The sequence below is a fragment of the Arthrobacter sp. 131MFCol6.1 genome, from assembly GCF_000374925.1.
Classification (GTDB): Bacteria; Actinomycetota; Actinomycetes; order Actinomycetales; family Micrococcaceae; genus Arthrobacter.
In genome coordinates this window covers 219,038-235,388 of the sequence record NZ_KB895546.1, presented here as the reverse complement: position 1 = coordinate 235,388, position 16,351 = coordinate 219,038, and the positions used below count along the sequence as shown (strand labels likewise).

Below are 16,351 nucleotides of genomic sequence, written 5' to 3'. Positions count from 1 at the left end.
CCCCACCCCCAACCAACGGGCCGGTGGCGGAGCAAGGGTTACGGCGGTCATAGCGTGGGGGAAACGCCCGGTCCCATCCCGAACCCGGAAGCTAAGACCCACAGCGCCGATGGTACTGCACCCGGGAGGGTGTGGGAGAGTAGGTCACCGCCGGAACACCATTCAGGTCGAGGACCCCAACCACCAGGTTGGGGTCCTCCCGCATTTAACCCACAAACACGTGGCGAATCAGCCGGGCAGCCCTGGCCATGCGTAAGAACCATGGAAAAACCTTGGGCATTTCCTTAACCGACGGAACCTTGGGAATACCTTTAAACGGCCAGCTATTTTGGTCATGCGCATTGAGGGGCCGGATTTGACCGGTTAGGGTTTGAATTCCTACGGACCACCAAGGCGCAGGGTGCGTCGACCGGACCTTATAGGAGTCCCACGATGCGCGTAGATCCTGGTTTCGCCTTGGGCAAGAACGGTACGAAAGGGCATCGGTTTAGCCGGTCCTTGGTGAGGCGCCGATGGATTTCCCTGGTGTCAGTCCTTTTCCTCGTGGCCGGCACAATTTCCCTTATTGCCGGCCCCGCCGAAGCCGCCACGCTGACCTTTTCTACTACAGCTGACGCCGTCGTGAAGCGCGACAGTCCCACCATCAATTTCCGCACCGCAACAGGCCTCAAGGCTGATAACTCGCCGGTCGAAATGATCTTCCTCAAGCTCACGGTCACCGGCACCGCCGGCAGCACCGTGACCGGTGCCAAGCTCCGACTGTTCGCTACGGATCCATCCAACTCAGGCGGCCAAGTCCGACGGGTCCTCAACAACTCCTGGAGTGAGAACACGATCACCTTCAACAACGCGCCCGTTGCGGAAACGCCGATTGTGGCTTCGCGCGGCGCTGTTGCCGATAACACCTATGTGGAGTTTGATCTCTTCGGCGCGATTAAGGGTGACGGGACGTATTCGTTCCGCATCAGCAATACATCCTCTGACGGCGTCATTTACAGTTCCAAGGAAACTTCCGTCACCACGCAACGGCCTCGATTGACTGTCACCACGAACGCGACGCCGCCGCCCCCGCCTCCGCCGCCCCCGCCGCCGCCTCCGCCCCCCGGCGACAACCCGTGCGGCACGGCAACCGCCCCACCGGCGAAATACGACCACGTCATGTGGGTGCTTTTTGAGAACAAGACCTATTCACAGGTCATCGGGAACGCCAGCGCGCCGTACATGAGCACTAAGGCGAACCAGTGCGCGTCGGTTTCCACCTGGGCTGACGCGGGCCTGGGTTTGCCCTCGTTGCCGAGCTATCTTGCCATGACATCGGGCAGCACGCAGGGCGTCACTTCCGATTCGAGCCCGAGCGGCCTGCCGCCCATCACGGCCGACAATATCTTCCGGCAGGTGCGTACGTCCGGCCAGTCCTACAAGAGCTATATGGAGGACATGCCTTCGAACTGCCGGCTGAGCGCGTCCGGCCTGTATGCCGAGCGGCACAACCCCGAAATCTACTACCAAGGGACGGGGGACAGGGCGGCATGCGCGGTCAACAATGTGCCCCTGGGCACCGTCAGCGCGGGGCAGTTGGCAGGCGACCTGGCCAACAACACTCTGCCGAATTTCTCCGTGGTGGTGCCGAATGTTTGCAATGACATGCATGACTGCAGCGTCGCGACGGGCGACACCTGGCTCTCGCAATGGCTGCCGGTCATCTTGAATAGCCAAAGCTACCGGGCGGGACGTACGGCGATATTCGTGCTTTTTGACGAAGATACTCCGATACCCAATTTCGTGGTGGCACCGTCCGTGGTCCCGGGCACCGTTATCCAGGGCAACTACAACCACTACTCCCTGCTCCGGTCCACCGAAGAAATGCTGGCCATCGGCCCGAAGTTGCAGAACGCCAGCACGGCCTTGAGTTTCCGGTCGCCGCTGCGCATCTAGGCGTTGCGGGAGATTCCCAGCAGAGTCCCGGAAGGCTCCCGGCTCCGGCGGAACGAACTCCCAGTTGCACTCGTTAGAATTCGACGGGGCTGGATTCCAAAAGACCAGACCATCGCTTCGTTCTAAGGACACCTCAATGCCCGAGCGCACTATCGTCATCACCGGAGCCAGCGACGGCATCGGCGCGTCCGCCGCGCGGACCTTCGCCCGGCAGGGGGAACGTGTGGTCGTCGTCGGGCGTTCCGCGCAGAAGACCGAGGCGATCGCGAACGAAATTGGCGCCGATTTCTTTGTCAGCGACTTCGCCGACCTTGCCCAGGTGCGGACCCTGGCCGCGCAGCTGAAGGAAAAGTACCCGCGGATCGACGTCCTGGCGAACAACGCCGGCGGCATCATGGGACCCCGCGAGCTCACCGTGGACGGCCACGAGAAGACTTTCCAGGTCAACCACCTGGCCCCGTTCCTGCTCACCACCGAGCTGATTGAGGTGCTGACCGCCAGCCAGGCCACCGTCATCAACACTTCGAGCGTCGCGAATTCGGTCTTCGCCAAGTTCGACATCGACGACCTCGACGCGGCCACGAGCTACTCCACCAACCGCGCCTACGGCAACGCCAAGCTCGCCAACATCCTCTTCACCACCGAACTGCACAACCGCTACAACACCGAGGGGATCTCCACGGCGGCGTTCCACCCCGGCGGCGTGGCCACCAACTTCGCGGCCGAGTCCACGAGCCCCATGCGCCTGGCCTACAAATCCTTCCTCAAGCGCTTCATGCTGACCCCTGACCAGGGCGCGGACACCCTTGTGTGGCTCGCCAACGCCACCCCGGGCCACGACTGGATCTCCGGCGCCTACTACGCCAAACGGACGCTCTCCAAGGCCAACAGGCAGGCCTATGACGCGGGCCTGGCCAAGGCGCTGTGGCAGCGCAGCGAGGCGATGGTGGCCCAGGATCTCGACAAGCTGGACCCCCGCCCCTGAGCCTCACCGGAAACGCCGAAATCGTGGGTTAGCATTTTCCTGCCCCTCGCCGATCCGCGGCCGAGGGCTTCTACCTGGGGGAGTGCTCTTAAACGTGCGCCTGAAGAAATTGCTTATCGCATCCCTGGCGGCATCCGCCGTCGTCCTGAGCGCTACGGCCGTGCCGGCATCCGCCGCGCCCGCGCCGAAGTCGTACAAGAACTGCACGGAACTGAACAAGGTCTACCCGCACGGCGTCGGCAAGAAGGGCGCCCGCGACAAGACCAGCGGGAAGCCGGTCACCACGTTCCGCGTCGACAACACCCTGTACAGCTACAACGACGGCGGTGCGCGGCACTGGGGCGAGTACGACCTGGACCGTGACAACGACGGCATCGCCTGCGAAAAGCGCTAGGCCCGGCAGCCGGCCTGGCCCCGGATATCCGGAGCCGGGCCGGTACGTCAAACGAAGTGCCAAGAACGGCCGCTAAGCCATGCTGCTTAGCGGCCGTTTGCGTCCAACGGTGGCGTGCGGCGGCGTCGAGGCGCGCTGCCAGCGACGCCCTGGCAACGGGGCACCGCAAAGGGTCAGCGCGCGGCGTCGACCTTGTCCAGGGCGTTCAGGGCACTCTCCATGGTTCCGGCCAGGTGGCTGGCGGGGGCCGGCTTGGCGAACAGGTAGCCCTGCAGGGAGTCGCAGCCGCGGTCCATCAGGTACTTGGCCTGCGCGGGCGTCTCGATGCCTTCCGCCGTGACCTTCAGGCCGAGGGCATGCGCGGCGCTGATCATGGTGGCGAAGAACGGGAGCTGTTCCTGGCCGGTCTTGATCATGGCCACGAAGGAGCGGTCGATCTTGACCTTGTCCAGGGGCAGTTCCTGGAGCCGGCCGAGCGTGGAATATCCGGTGCCGAAGTCGTCCATGGCAATCCGGACGCCGGCGCCGCGCAGCTGCCGCAGCTGGCCCAGCACGTCCGAGGAGGCGTCGAAGAACACGCTCTCCGTCAGCTCGAGGGTGAGCTGGCGGGGGTCAACGCCCGTGGACGCGGCAATCGCGAGCACGTCCGCGGCGAAGTCCCGGTGCTGGAACTGCAGGCCCGAGACGTTCACGGCGACGCTGTAGGCAGGGTCTCCGGCCAGCCACGGCCGGATCTCGGCGCAGGCGCGGCGCAGGACTTCATCGCCGATCTCGCGGATCAGGCCGCTCTGCTCCGCGACGGGCAGGAACTGGTTCGGCGGGACCAGCCGGCCGTGCCGTTCCCACCGCGCGAACGCCTCGAACTGCACCACCGAACCGATGCCGGGCGAGACCACGGGCTGGTAGTGCACCGAGATCTGGCCCAGTTCGACGGCGCGCCGGAGCCCGGAATCGCCATCGGCCTTGTGGGCCGCGGTGTTCAGCATCTCCGGCCGGAACCGCAGCCAGTTGTTCTTCCCGGCGGCCTTCGCCGCGGTCATGGCGGCGTCGGCCTGCCGCAGCAGTTCCGCCCCGTTCAGCGTCTGCCCCGACTTCGACGCCAGGCCCATGCTCACGCCGGGCCGGACCATGGAGCCGCCCACCCGCAGGGGCGCGTAGAGGGACTCGGCGATCCGCTTGGCCACCGCGTCCGCGTTGAGGCACTCGGTGAGCAGCACCGCGAACTCGTCGCCGCCGAGCCGGGCCACGGTGTCATGCGGGCGGACGCAGTTGCGCAGCCTGCTCGCCACCTCCACCAGCAGCTCATCGGCCGCGGAGCGTCCCAGCACGTCATTGAGGTGCCTGAAGTCATCGAGGTTCAGCAGCAGGATGTCCACCGGATCCGGGCGGCGCAGGGCCGCAGCGAGCCGCTCGTTGAAGAGGGGGCCGTTGGGCAGCGCCGTCAAAGGGTCGCGGAGCGAGCCGGCCTTGAGTTCGTCGTCGTGCTCGGCAAACGCTGCGGGAGCGGCAGCCGCCGGACCTCCGGAAAGAGAAGCTCCCGCTGAACCGGAAGTACGACGGCGGGCAAAGTCGCCGCTGAGGGAACGGCCGACGCTGCCGGCGCCCGGGTTCCCTCCGGCGGCGCCGCGGATGGAGAGGGCCACGGACGTTCCGGCGTCGGCCGCTCCGGCCGGGGCGGGGACCAGCGAGCAGGTGATTTCGACCGGGAGTTCAGTGCCGTCGGCGCGGCGGCCCGAGCCGGCGAACTGGGAGCTGGCAGACGGGGAGCCGGAGAACGGCGAACCAGGGCTTGCGGCCGTGCCCAGCCCGGCCAGAACGCCGTGGAATTCCTCCCGCGAGGCCTCGGCCAGGAGCATGCTGTGGTCCGCGCCGAGCAGCTGCGCCCGGGAATAGCCGAAGAGCCGTTCCGCGGCCACATTGAGGAAGGAAATGGCTCCGTCCTGACTGACCAGCAAAAGTGCGTCCGGGCTGTACTCCAGCAGTTGTTGTGCGAAACCAGCTTCCACGATGTCTAACAGCCCCCCGGCGATGAATACGGATAGCGGGCACCTTGCGGAGAGCAGGCGCACTGCGCTGACTGAATCATATGCGGTGCTGGCTCCCCGGACGTGATGGGCATCATGCCGCACCCAAATGTGTCGAACGCGCCGGCCGCCGCGCAAAGCGCATCCGGCCCGGCTGCGCTGGCGGCGGCCCTGCTACCCGGGCAGCGGCACGCCCTCGAGGTCAGCGATGGCCGCCGCCGAGTTCCGCACGGCGCGCTGCCTGGCCGCCCCGGGTTCCGGGCGGGAGAAGAGGAAGCCCTGCAGGGCATCGCAGCCGTGGTCCATGAGGTAGCGTGCCTGCGCCGGTGTCTCGATGCCCTCGGCCGTGACCTTCAGCCCCAGGCTTCGGGCCATGTGGATCATGGAGGTGAGGATGGGCAGCTTTTCGGCCCCGGTCTGCAGCATGGACACGAAGGACTTGTCGATCTTCACCACATCCACCGGCAGGTCCTGCAGGCGGCCCAGCGAGGAATAGCCGGTCCCGAAGTCGTCCAGGGCCACCCGGATGCCGGCCTGGCGCAGGGTTTCGAGCTGGCCGATGACGTGGGAGTGGGCGTCGAAGAACACGCTCTCGGTCACCTCCAGGACCAGCTGGCGAGGGTCCACGCCGCTCCACGCCGCAATATCGAGGACGCGCTCGGCGAAGTCACGGTGCTGCAGCTGCACGCCGGAGACGTTGACGGCCACGCTCCGGAACGGGTCCTCCCCAAGCCACGGGGCGAGCTCGGTGCAGCTGCGCCTGAGCACCTCGGCGCCGATTTCCCGGATCAGGCCGCTGCGTTCGGCGGTCTCGATGAACTCGTCCGGCGGAATCAGCTCGCCGTCCCACTCCCAGCGGGCCAGGGCCTCAAACTGCACCACCTCGAGTCGGTCACTGGAGATGACGGGCTGGTAGTGCACGGTGATCTGCCCCAGCTCCACCGCCCGCCGCAGCCCGGCCGTGAGCTGGGTGCGCTCCAGCAGCGCGGCCAGCATCTCGGGCCGGAAGTGCACATAGCAGTTCTTCCCGGCCTCCTTGGCCGCGTACATGGCCAGGTCCGCCTGCCGGAGCAGCTCCGACGACGTCTCCGTGCCGGCGTCGCGCGAGGCCACGCCCAGGCTGAGGCCGGGCCGCATGAGCGTTCCCTCGATGGAGACCGGGGCGTTCAGGGTGCTGACCACGCGCTGGGCCACGGTGTCGGCGTCCCTACAGCCGACCAGCAGGACCACGAACTCGTCCCCGCCCAGCCGGGCGACGGTGCCGTGCGGACCCACGCAGTTCTGGAGCCGGCGGGAAATCTCGACCAGCATCTCGTCACCGGCATGGTGGCCCAGGACGTCGTTGACTTCCTTGAAGTCGTCCAGGTCCAGCAGCAGCACGTGCACCGGCTCCGGGGTCAGCAGTGCCGCGGCGGCCCGTTCGTTGAAGAGCATCCGGTTGGCCAGCCCGGTGAGCGGGTCCTGAAACGCGAGTTCCTTGAGCTTGCCGGCTTGCTCGGCCAGTTCGTCCATGGCGCGGCGGGCCTGGTCCTGGGCGCGCCGGCGCGAGGTGATGTCCCGGAAGTTCCAGATCCGTCCCACGATGGCGTCCGCCACCTTCTGCGGGCGCGAGTACAGCTCCACGGTGCGGCCGTCGGCGAACTCCAGGACGTCGTGGCTTTGCATCAGGCTGTCCGCGTAAAGCGCTTCAACCTTCTGCAGGAAGGAGTCGGGATCCACCAGTTGGTCCGCGATGAACCGCACCAGCGCAGTGGGGTCCTCGGCCGCGATCAGTTCCGGCGGCATGCCCCACAGCTTCAGGTACTGGTCGTTGATCCCGGTGATTTGGCCTTCGCTGGAGAGCACGACGATGCCGTCCGACGTCGATTCCAGCGTGGCGTCCACGAGGGAGAGGGCCAGCCGCCGGCCGGAATCGGGGTCGTTGCGGTGCTCGGCGTCGCGGACGGCTACCGCCATGGCCGTGCCGCCGTCGACGCTCACCAACGAGCACGTGATCTCCAGGGCGAGGTCTGAGCCGTCCCGGTGGAGTCCGGCGGCGGCGAACGGCCGGCTGCCGGCCGGGCTTTTGCGTCCCAGCCGGCCAAAGACCCGCAGGAAGCCGCCGCGGGCTTCCTCGGAAAGCAGGATGGTGTGCCGAACGCCGAGGAGTTCCTCGCGGGGGTAGCCGAACAGCCGTTCCGCGGCCGAATTCACGAAGGCGATGGTCCCGTCCGCGGTCAGTAGCAGAAACGCATCAGGACCCTGCTCCAGCAGGTCTTCACCAAATCCAGTTCCCACGACGATACCGGCCCCCAAGCGACGGAAGTTCATAGAGCGATGATGTTCCCGGCCGAGGTGCCCGGAGCAATGCGTTTCACTGAATCATAGGGTCCTTCGGCCCCGTGTCCAGCACATCGGCCATGGAACTTTGCGGGTCACCGGTTGCCGGGCACCCGATCGCCCCGCAGTGCGGCGATGGCCAGGGCCGCCCGGTCCAGCGCGGGCTGGAGCGTGGCCTCCGGCTGGGGGCCCGAGAACAGGAAACCCTGCAGGGAATCGCAGTGCAGCTTCATCAGGTAGCCGGCCTGGGCCGCCGTTTCCACGCCCTCCGCGGTGACGGTCAGCCCCAGCCCGTGGGCCATCCCGATCATGGCGTTCAGGATGGGCAACTGCTCGGTGCCGGAGTTGATCATGGACACGAAGGACTGGTCGATCTTCAGCGTGTCCACGGGCAGGCCCTGCAGGCGTCCCAGGGAGGAGAACCCGGTGCCGAAGTCGTCCAGCGCCACCCGGGCGCCAGCCGCGCGCAGGGTCATGAGCTGCTGGATCACATGGCAGTCGTCCTCGAAGAAGACGCTCTCCGTGACCTCCAGGACCAGCTGGCGCGGGTCCACGCCACAGGATTCCGTCACGGCCAGGACCAGCTCGGCGAAGTCCCCGTGCTGCAGCTGGACACCGGAGACGTTTACGGCCAGGGACCGGGAGGAGTCCTCGTCCAGCCAGGGCTTGAGCTCGGTGCAGCCGCGCAGCAGCACCTCGGTGCCGATCTCGACAATGAGGCCGCTGCGTTCCGCCGCCGGAATGAAATGCTTGGGCGGAACGAGCGCGCCGTCGCGCACCCAGCGGGCCAGGGCCTCGACCTTAGTCACGGTCCCGCTGCCCGCGGAGACGATCGGCTGGTAATGGACGGCGATCTGGCCGTTGTCCACGGCGTGCCGCAGGCCGGCCTCGAGGTCGTTGCGGTCCACGAGGGCCTTCATCATCTCCGGCTTGAAGCGCATGTACCGGTTCTTCCCGGCGGCCTTCGCGGCGTACATCGCGACGTCGGCACGGCGCAGGAGCTCGGAGGCGTCGACGGCGGACTCGCCGATCGAGGCGAGCCCCAGGCTGAGGCTGGGCCGGAGCATGGTGCCGTCGATCCACACCGGGACGCGCAGCGAGTCGACGATCCGGGCTGCGACCGCCTCGGGCTCCAGCGAGTCGAGCAGGAGCACCACGAACTCGTCGCCGCCGAGCCGGGCCACGATGTCGCTGGGGCGCACGCAGGCCCGCAGCCGCCGGCCGACCTCAATGAGCATCTGGTCCCCGGCATGGTGGCCCAGGATGTCGTTGACTTCCTTGAAATCGTCCAGGTCCAGGAGCAGGACGTCGACGGCGCCGCCGTGCCGGTCTGCCAAAGCGCTGGCGAGGCGGTCGTTGAACAGCTGGCGGTTGGACAGCCCGGTCAATCCGTCGCGGAACGCCAGCGCCTTCAGCTGGGCGGACTGTGCGGCGAGGTCTGCCATGGCCCGGGTGATCCGGTCCTGGGCAACCTTGGCCGCGGTCACATCCCGGAAGCTCCACACGCGTCCGACCACCTGCTCCGCGACTTTCTGCGGGCGGGAATAGCGTTCAAAAGTCCGGCCGTCGCGGAATTCCAGGATGTCGTGGCTTTCCGCGGCGGGATCGGCGTAGAGGGCCTCGACCTTCTCGACGAACTGGGCCGGGTCCCGCAACTGGTCCAGGACGAAGGCCATGACCGCCTCGTCGTCCCCGGTGGCCAGCATTTCCCGCGGGATGCCCCACATGGTGAGGAACTGATTGTTGACGCCGGCGATCTCGCCCTCGCTGCTGACCACCAGGATGCCGTCGGCGGTGGATTCGAGCGTCGCGCTCAGCAGCGACATGGCCTCGCGGAGGCTGTCATCGTTCTCCGGCCGGTGCGAGGTGTCCCGGACCGCGGCGATCATGCTCGCGGAACCGTTACCAGTCCCGTCCCGGGGGCCTGTACCGGTGAAGAAAATAGATCCGGCCACCTCGGCCTGGAACTCCGTACCGTCCCGCCGGACCCCGTAGGCCTCCACGGGAGCAGTGTCAGTGTCAGTTTCGGCGGCAGCGGCGTCGCCGTCGGTGTGGGCGCCGCGGCGGAGGTTGAAGAACAGCCGCTCGAGTCCGTTGCGGAACCCCTCGGCCAGGAGCATGCGGTGGTCCGAGCCCACGAGTTCCCCGCGGGCGTACCCGAACATGCGCTCGGCGGCGGTGTTGACCATTTTGATGGTCCCGTCCTCGGCCACCACCAGCAGGGCGTCGGGGCTGGATTCCACCAGGTCCCCGTAGCCCGGGACCGCGGCGGAAATTTCCTGGGGGACTGTGTTCGGGACTGTGTTTGGGTCTGTGCCGGGCGCTTCCTCCGGGTACGACGACGCCGTCACCCGGCTACCGCCGTGCGAACCTGAGACCACCAACGAGACATTTAGAACCCTCCCATCGGGAAATCATAGGCGCCGGAAGCCTCCCTTGGGTGTCAAGAGGGTGTCAACACGTGGGCGGCGCCGGATCCCTGCCCGGGTGGGAGGACCAACCGCCCCGTTGCGCTATCACCTAGGGTGCTCAAAACCCCGGTTTGGCATCCCCAAGTGATAGGGCAACGTGGGGGGAGCGGCCCACCTGGGACTCACCGATAACGGCCTTGTAGTGGCAAACGAGTTCGGCGCCGAGCACGGACCACGTCCGGCCCTGGACCGAGGCGTGCGCGGCCGCGGCGAACGCGCGGCGCTTGGCGTCGTCGCCCATCAGGTCCACCACCCGCGCACGGAACCCGGCGAGGTCGCCGGGCTCGTACAGCCAGCCGGTCCGTGAGTTCTCTACGAGGTCCAGCGGGCCGCCGCGGCCCGTGGCCACCACCGGCACACCGGACGCCATGGCCTCCTGGATGGTCTGGCAGAAGGTCTCGAACTCGCCGGGATGGACAAAGAGGTCGAAGGACGCCACTGCCCGGGCGAGGTGGTCGCCGCCGAGGAACCCGGTGAAGACCGCCTGCGGCAGGGCAGCTTCCAATGCGGGCCGCAGGGGCCCGTCGCCGACGATCACCAGCCGGGTCCCGGGAACATCCGCCAGCACCGCCAGATCCTCCACCTGCTTCTCCGCCGCCAGTCGGCCCACGTAGCCGATGAGGCGCTCGCCGCCGGGCGCCACGGAAGCCCGCCAGCCGGCGTCGCGCTTCGCGGGGTTGAACCGCTGCGTGTCCACGCCGCGCCGCCACATATCCACGCGCGGAATGCCGCGGCCGCGGAGCTGGTTGAGCGCGAAAGTGGAAGGGACCAAGGTGCGCGAGGCCAGCATGTGGATCTGGTCCACCCTGTTCCAGGCCCAGTTCTCCAGAAACGGGACACCGTAGCGCCCCGCATAGCCGGGCACCTCGGTCTGGTAGATGGCGACCGTGGGGATTCCGAGCTGGTGGGCGGCCTGCGCTGCCCGCCAGCCGAGCACGAACGGGGACGCGAGGTGCACGACGTCGGGCGCGTAGTCGGCAAGGATTCGCTTGACCCGATACACACCGCCCATCGCCACCCGCAGGTTCGCATAGCCGGCCAGCGGGACCGAGGGGAGCCGGAGGACGTGGGCGCCATAGACCTCGTCCGGTACCTCCGTGTCCTGCGTGGACGGTGCGATCACCAGCACCTCGTCCCCGCGCTCCTGCAGATGCTCCAGCACGCGCAGGATGGAGTGGGTGACCCCGTTCATGAGCGGCAGGAATGATTCGGCGACGATTGCGATCCTCACCCCTCCACGGTGCGGGCGGCGGTTTGCGGCGCGGGGGAGCAGGCGTGGCCGGGAGGGGAAGAGTGGGTTAACAGGTGGGCGAACTCAGGAGGGAACCGCCACGGGCGGGCAGAAAGGCGGGCGATTGCCGGGAACTAGCCGGGCACCCTCACATGGCCGCAAGCCAGCGCGGCCATGCGTCCACGGCGCAAACCCCACGAAGCAGCGGTGCCGGACGGCATGACGAAAGTCGAGCTACAGCGGGTCGGGCCAGTTGCCGACCGGGAAGCGGGCACGGATGCCGGAAACCGGACCGCAACGCGCGCGCTTGTTGCCTTCCATCAGAAATACCTCCAGAGGCTACGGAACTTCAGAATACGCCCGTCGCCTCCTACCGTCCAGAGGGGTCAGTCGCCCTTGAGGACATCCGGAAGTTCGTCCACAAACACCGTCTGCGGCGGCTCAAAATAGATGACCAGGACCTGCTCGCCGACGGCGAAAACGCTGGTCTTGTCGAAGGGGTGCGCGTGGAAGGCACTGGTTCCGCCGCGGACGGGCAGCATGACCTCGCCGATGGTGCCCGGGCCGATCCGTCCGGTGACGCGCCCAATCTTTCCGGTCAGGCTCCGGTCAACATCCTTATGCATCAGAACCCCATTACATCAGAATCCCAGTTCATCAGGTCCTCCGGCTCTCCGCGCGCACGGCCGTCCCTACGCCTCGGGCGCCTTCGCCGGCCGTTTGCCGCCATCCCGGGTATTTTTGAGGGCCGTGGAGAGCGCCGGGAGGTAGTCGCCCACCTGTGCCAAAATACCGCCGATCATCCGGTTGACCCCTTCGCCGCCGTTGAGGACGGTCATCTGGCCGACGTGTGCAAACGGCTCGGCCGCCGCCGCCACGATCGCCGGCATGTTCTCGGCGAGCTGCTGGGAGATGACGGCCTCCTGGTTGGTGCCCAGGGCTTCGGCACGGGCCTTGATGCCCTCTGCCTCGGCCAGTGCCTTGGCTTTGATGGCGGAGGCAGCGGCATCGCCGCGGGCCTTCGTGGCGGCGGCCTCGGCCTCGCCGGTGACCTTGGTGGCCCCGGCCGCTGCTGCTGCCGCCGTCGCGTTCGCCTGCGCCTGCACCTCGGTCCGCCGGGCGTTGGCCTGGGCCTCGAGCTCGGTGCGCCGGGCCAGCGCCTCGGCCGCGCTGATGTCCGCGGATTTCTGGCCTTCCGCGTCGGTGCGCTTGGCGTACGCCCTCGCGTCGGCGGGCTTGCGGACGGTGGTCTGCAGTTTCTGTTCCTCCCGGTCGGCCTCGAGCTTGGCCACCTCGGTTTCCTGGACCACCACCAGTTGGCGGGCCGTCGCGTCGGCCAGCGGCCCTGCCTGGGCCGCGTTCGCCTTGGCGCGCTCGGCGTTGGCCTGGGCCTCGGACTGCCGGATCGCGGACACGCTCCGGGCGTCGGCGATCATGGCCTCGGCCTCCGCTTCCTTTTCCGCCGCCTCGCGGTTCCGGGTGGCCTCCGCGATGCGGGCCTCCATCTTGACCAGGGCGATGTGCGGCTTGGCGATGTTCTGGATGTAGCCGGTGGGGTCCTGCAGGTCCTTGATCTGCAGCGAGTCGACGACGAGCCCCAGCTTCTCCATTTCGACGCCGCTGGCGCTGCGGACCTGGGAGGCCAGCTTGTCGCGCTCGCGGATGATTTCCTCGACCGTCATGCTGCCGATGATCGAGCGCAGGTGGCCTTCGAAGACGTTGTATACCTGGCTTTCCATCTTGGGCTGCTGGCCCAGGAACCGCCGTGCGGCGTTGGCAATGAACGGCGGGGCATCGCCGATCTTGTAGATGACCACGCCGTCGACAATCACCTGGATGCCCTGGGAAGTGACGCAGGAGACCTTGAGCTCGGTTTCGTTCAGCGTCAGGGACAGCGGCCGCACGGTCTGCAGGCCCGGCAGCACCAGGGCGCCCTTGCCGGTGACGATCTTGAAGTCCATCCCCTCCCGGGTTTCCAGCGTGCCGCGCGTCAGCCCGGAGATGATCAGGGCCTCGTTCGGTTCCGCCACCTTCCACATCAGTTTTGTTGCCACCCAGATAACGCCGACGACGGCGACCGCCCCCAGGATGATCGAAATGAGCGGATACAAAAATGACAAGTCCGGCATAACCAGGTCCTTTCACGGCGGTGGAAAAGATATTAAGCAAAGCCCCAAACGATGCTGCTGGTAGTCCCCGGCCGGCCTGGAGGCAGGAATTCCCACGCCGCCCAGCCAGCTGTTGTACACAGTCTGTGGTGCTTCCGGCCGGGAAGTCCAGCAATTCGATGGTGTCCGGGCGTACGCCCAAGTCCCGCCGGTGCCTAAAGCCCCTGTTGGGAGCCTCCGCCGCCGTGCCAGCGTGGAAGAGGGTGCGGGCGCGGCAGGGTTTGAAAGAGCCTGCCTGTCTGGGTGAGCGGGGGCGGGCCGGGGCCAGGAGTGCCTGCCCGTGAAGGGGGTGATGGGTGATGCGAGGCTCTCCCCTCGGGATGACACGGACCACCGGGATCGCGTGGGACATCTGGCGGGCCGGGCGGGCAAGCCAGGATGAGATCACCCGCCGGCAACGGGACCGGCTCGCCGCGCTGGTTGAGTGCGCACGGTCCTCCTCGCCTTACTACCGCAGGCTGTACCGGGACGTCCCGGACACGGTCCCGGACCGGGCCACGGACACGGCCAAGGATCTGGCCACGTATTTAGGGGAGCTGCCGCCGGTGGGCAAGCGGGAGCTCATGGAGAACTTCGATGACTGGGTGACCGACCCCCACATCACGCTCGCCGGGCTGAAGCAGGACCTGCTGGGTGACCTCTCGCGGATCGGCAGCCTCTACCGCGGAAAGTACCTGGTGGTGACGACGTCGGGGTCCACCGGTGAACCCGCGGTCCTGGTCCATGACCGGACCTCGCAGCTGGTGGCCAGTCTCCTGGGCCCGATCCGTGAACGGCGGACCTTGATGGCGGCTAAGGAGGCGCGGGCTTTCCTGCGCCGGGGGCTGCGGGCCGCGGCGCTGATCGCAGACGGGGACCACTTTGCCGGCGTCGTGCTGACCGAAGCCGCTCGCCGGCGCAGCCCCCGCATCGCCCGCCGGGTGCGCGTGTTCTCCGTGCTCCGGCCGCTCCCGGACCTTGTGGCGGACCTCAACGACTTCCAGCCGACCGTGCTCTACGGGTATCCGAGCGCCATGGTGCAATTGGCCGCCGAACAGCAGGCGGGACGGCTCCGGATCCATCCGCTCCTGGCGGTCGCGTCCGGGGAGAGCCTGGCGGCCCACGCCGCGGCCGAGATCGAGGCGGCCCTCGGCTGCCGGGTCAGCGCGCGCTACGTTGCCTCGGAGGTGCTCGCCCTGACCAGCCGCTGCCGGCAGGGACTGCTGCACGTCAACGCGGACTGGACCATCGTGGAGCCGGTGGACGACGCCTTCCGGCCCGTGCCGCCCGGCGAGCTCTCCCACACGGTGCTGGTCACCAACCTGGCCAACCGCGTCCAGCCGCTGATCCGCTACAACCTGGGCGACCGGGTGCAGCTGTCTGCCGGCCCGTGCGCCTGCGGCAGCCCGTTTCCCACGCTGCGGGTCGAGGGCCGCAGCGGCGACGTGCTGAGCTTCGCTGCCGCCGACGGGACAAGGTCGGACGGGACAGGGTTGGACGGGACGGGGTTGGACGGGACGGGGTCGGACGGGACAAGGTTGGAAGGGACAGGGCTGGACGGCAAAGTGGTGACCGTGCTGCCGTTGGCGCTGGGCACGGTGATCGAGGAGACCGCCGGCGTCCGCCGGTTCCAGGCGATCCGCACCGGGCCGGGTTCGCTCACCGTGCGTCTCGAGCTCTGGCCGGAGGCCGCGACGGCGGCCGTGCGGACAGCGGTGGGGGAGCGCCTGGGTGCCTTCTTCGCGGCCCAGGGCGCCGCCGGCGTCGACGTCCGGTTTAGCGATGAGCCGCCCCGGCTGGACCGCAGCGGCAAGTTCCGCGAGGTGTGGTCCGCCTGAGCTGGCCGCGGTCGTCGCTGCCGTTAGGGCTGATAGTGCTGTTAGTGCTGTTCCAGGATCCGCCGGGCGTCCTGCTGGGCCTGGAGCTGCTCCGGGGTCACGGACTGTCCGGTCAGGAACCCGGCGGCGGCCATGATCCGGCGCAGCTCGGCGACGCTGCGCGGGGTCCGCACCCCGTGGTGCGCCATGGCGTGGCAGTTGGCGCAGAGCGGGACGAGGTCTGTGACGGGGTCCAGTTCATACCTGCTGCCCAGCTGTGACACCGGGACCAGGTGGTGGACCGGAATGAAGTCCTTGCCGATCTCGCCGTAGGCGATTTCAAACGAGAATCCGCACGCGGCGCAACTGGTCCCGTGGTGGGCGACGCAGACCCGCCGGGCGTCCGGACTGTGTTCGTACTTGATGACTTCGACCCGGGTGACCGCCGCCGCCGGGACGGTGCCGGGCACGGGCTGGGTGGGGTCCGCCGGCACCGGGCCGAACTCGCCCCAGAGTCCGCGGAGCAGGGGCTCGACGGCGGAGTCGACAGCCATCGCGGGGCCGTGCAGGGCTTCCCAGTCGATGCCGGGCACGGCCTCGGCGAGGACCCCGGGCGGGATCTGGTCGCCGGCGGGCAGGAGGGCGTCGAAGTCCACCTGGATGCAGAGCGCGGATGCGTCCTGTGCGCCGGGCTGTGTGCCGGGCTGGGCGGCGCTCGCGGAGTCCGGTGCCTGGACGCGGGGAGCCGGCCGTTCCGAGACGATAACGCCGTGGCCGATCAGGCCGCACCCGTGGCGGCCCTGGAGCACCAGCCACGCGTCCGCGCCGGAGGAAGCAGCCCCGGCGGCGTCCGTGCCGGCCGCGCTGCCTGGTCCGCTTCCGAGACCAGTCCCGACGCCCCAGCTGGCCAGGTGCCTGCCCGTTTCGGCGACCTCCTCCAGCACGGCTGGGTAGGTCCAATCGTTCCATTCGTCGGGGTTCCAGACGAGGATGATTGCTGTCATCTGCCCATTGTCGCAGTCACCTCT

11 protein-coding genes and 1 rRNA gene are annotated in these 16,351 nt (G+C 67.9%); 5 read left to right on the top strand and 7 right to left on the bottom strand.

The features are described from left to right. The first annotated feature begins 39 nt into the window (after positions 1-39). From rrf to C566_RS22970, 4 genes are all read left to right on the top strand, one after another. Positions 40-156, top strand: a 5S ribosomal RNA gene (gene rrf / locus C566_RS0113140). 369 nt (positions 157-525) lie between these two features. After that, positions 526-1,935, top strand: coding sequence for a CBM96 family carbohydrate-binding protein (locus C566_RS0113135; protein WP_026266667.1), 1,410 nt, complete (start codon positions 526-528; stop codon positions 1,933-1,935). A gap of 136 nt (positions 1,936-2,071) precedes the next feature. Next, entirely contained in the window at positions 2,072-2,920 is an 849-nt protein-coding gene (locus C566_RS0113130) for an SDR family NAD(P)-dependent oxidoreductase (protein ID WP_018774809.1), read from the top strand. Between the two features lie 109 nt (positions 2,921-3,029). Then, positions 3,030-3,314, top strand: a complete 285-nt coding sequence (locus tag C566_RS22970) for an excalibur calcium-binding domain-containing protein (RefSeq protein ID WP_018774808.1) — start codon at positions 3,030-3,032, stop codon at positions 3,312-3,314. A 173-nt stretch (positions 3,315-3,487) separates the two neighbouring features. Here C566_RS22970 and C566_RS0113120 read toward each other — a convergent pair whose 3' ends face one another. From C566_RS0113120 to C566_RS0113090, 6 genes are all read right to left on the bottom strand, one after another. After that, on the bottom strand, positions 3,488-5,320 hold the full coding sequence (locus tag C566_RS0113120; RefSeq protein ID WP_231386356.1) for a putative bifunctional diguanylate cyclase/phosphodiesterase: 1,833 nt from the start codon (positions 5,318-5,320) through the stop codon (positions 3,488-3,490). A gap of 192 nt (positions 5,321-5,512) precedes the next feature. Then, entirely contained in the window at positions 5,513-7,648 is a 2,136-nt protein-coding gene (locus C566_RS0113115; protein WP_051082312.1) for a putative bifunctional diguanylate cyclase/phosphodiesterase, read from the bottom strand. 104 nt (positions 7,649-7,752) lie between these two features. Next, positions 7,753-10,038 carry a putative bifunctional diguanylate cyclase/phosphodiesterase gene (locus C566_RS0113110; RefSeq protein WP_331271123.1) on the bottom strand — a complete coding sequence of 762 codons (2,286 nt, stop codon included), beginning with the start codon at positions 10,036-10,038 and terminating at the stop codon, positions 7,753-7,755. Positions 10,039-10,186: 148 nt separating this feature from the next. Beyond that, entirely contained in the window at positions 10,187-11,359 is a 1,173-nt protein-coding gene (locus C566_RS21480; RefSeq protein ID WP_018774804.1) for a glycosyltransferase family 4 protein, read from the bottom strand. A 386-nt stretch (positions 11,360-11,745) separates the two neighbouring features. After that, entirely contained in the window at positions 11,746-11,985 is a 240-nt protein-coding gene (locus C566_RS0113095; RefSeq protein ID WP_018774803.1) for a hypothetical protein, read from the bottom strand. Positions 11,986-12,051: 66 nt separating this feature from the next. Continuing rightward, positions 12,052-13,488, bottom strand: coding sequence for a flotillin family protein (locus C566_RS0113090; protein ID WP_018774802.1), 1,437 nt, complete (start codon positions 13,486-13,488; stop codon positions 12,052-12,054). 359 nt (positions 13,489-13,847) lie between these two features. Between C566_RS0113090 and C566_RS0113085 the strand changes: the two genes are divergently transcribed. Further along, a complete protein-coding gene (locus C566_RS0113085) occupies positions 13,848-15,344 on the top strand; it encodes a phenylacetate--CoA ligase family protein (protein ID WP_018774801.1) in 1,497 nt (498 codons plus the stop codon). A 41-nt stretch (positions 15,345-15,385) separates the two neighbouring features. On the opposite strand, the gene C566_RS0113080 is transcribed toward C566_RS0113085, so the two are convergent. Then, positions 15,386-16,327, bottom strand: a complete 942-nt coding sequence (locus C566_RS0113080) for an HNH endonuclease (RefSeq protein ID WP_018774800.1) — start codon at positions 16,325-16,327, stop codon at positions 15,386-15,388. Between the last annotated feature and the right edge of the window lie 24 nt (positions 16,328-16,351).

What these genes read in the sequence shown, in the direction of transcription:
- C566_RS0113130 (WP_018774809.1), top strand. Translation starts at nt 2,072, where the DNA reads ATGCCCGAGCGCACTATCGTCATCACCGGAGCCAGCGACGGCATCGGC.
- C566_RS0113115 (WP_051082312.1), bottom strand. Translation starts at nt 7,648, where the DNA reads ATGAACTTCCGTCGCTTGGGGGCCGGTATCGTCGTGGGAACTGGATTT.
- C566_RS0113095 (WP_018774803.1), bottom strand. Translation starts at nt 11,985, where the DNA reads ATGCATAAGGATGTTGACCGGAGCCTGACCGGAAAGATTGGGCGCGTC.
- C566_RS0113090 (WP_018774802.1), bottom strand. Translation starts at nt 13,488, where the DNA reads ATGCCGGACTTGTCATTTTTGTATCCGCTCATTTCGATCATCCTGGGG.
- C566_RS0113085 (WP_018774801.1), top strand. Translation starts at nt 13,848, where the DNA reads ATGACACGGACCACCGGGATCGCGTGGGACATCTGGCGGGCCGGGCGG.
- C566_RS0113080 (WP_018774800.1), bottom strand. Translation starts at nt 16,327, where the DNA reads ATGACAGCAATCATCCTCGTCTGGAACCCCGACGAATGGAACGATTGG.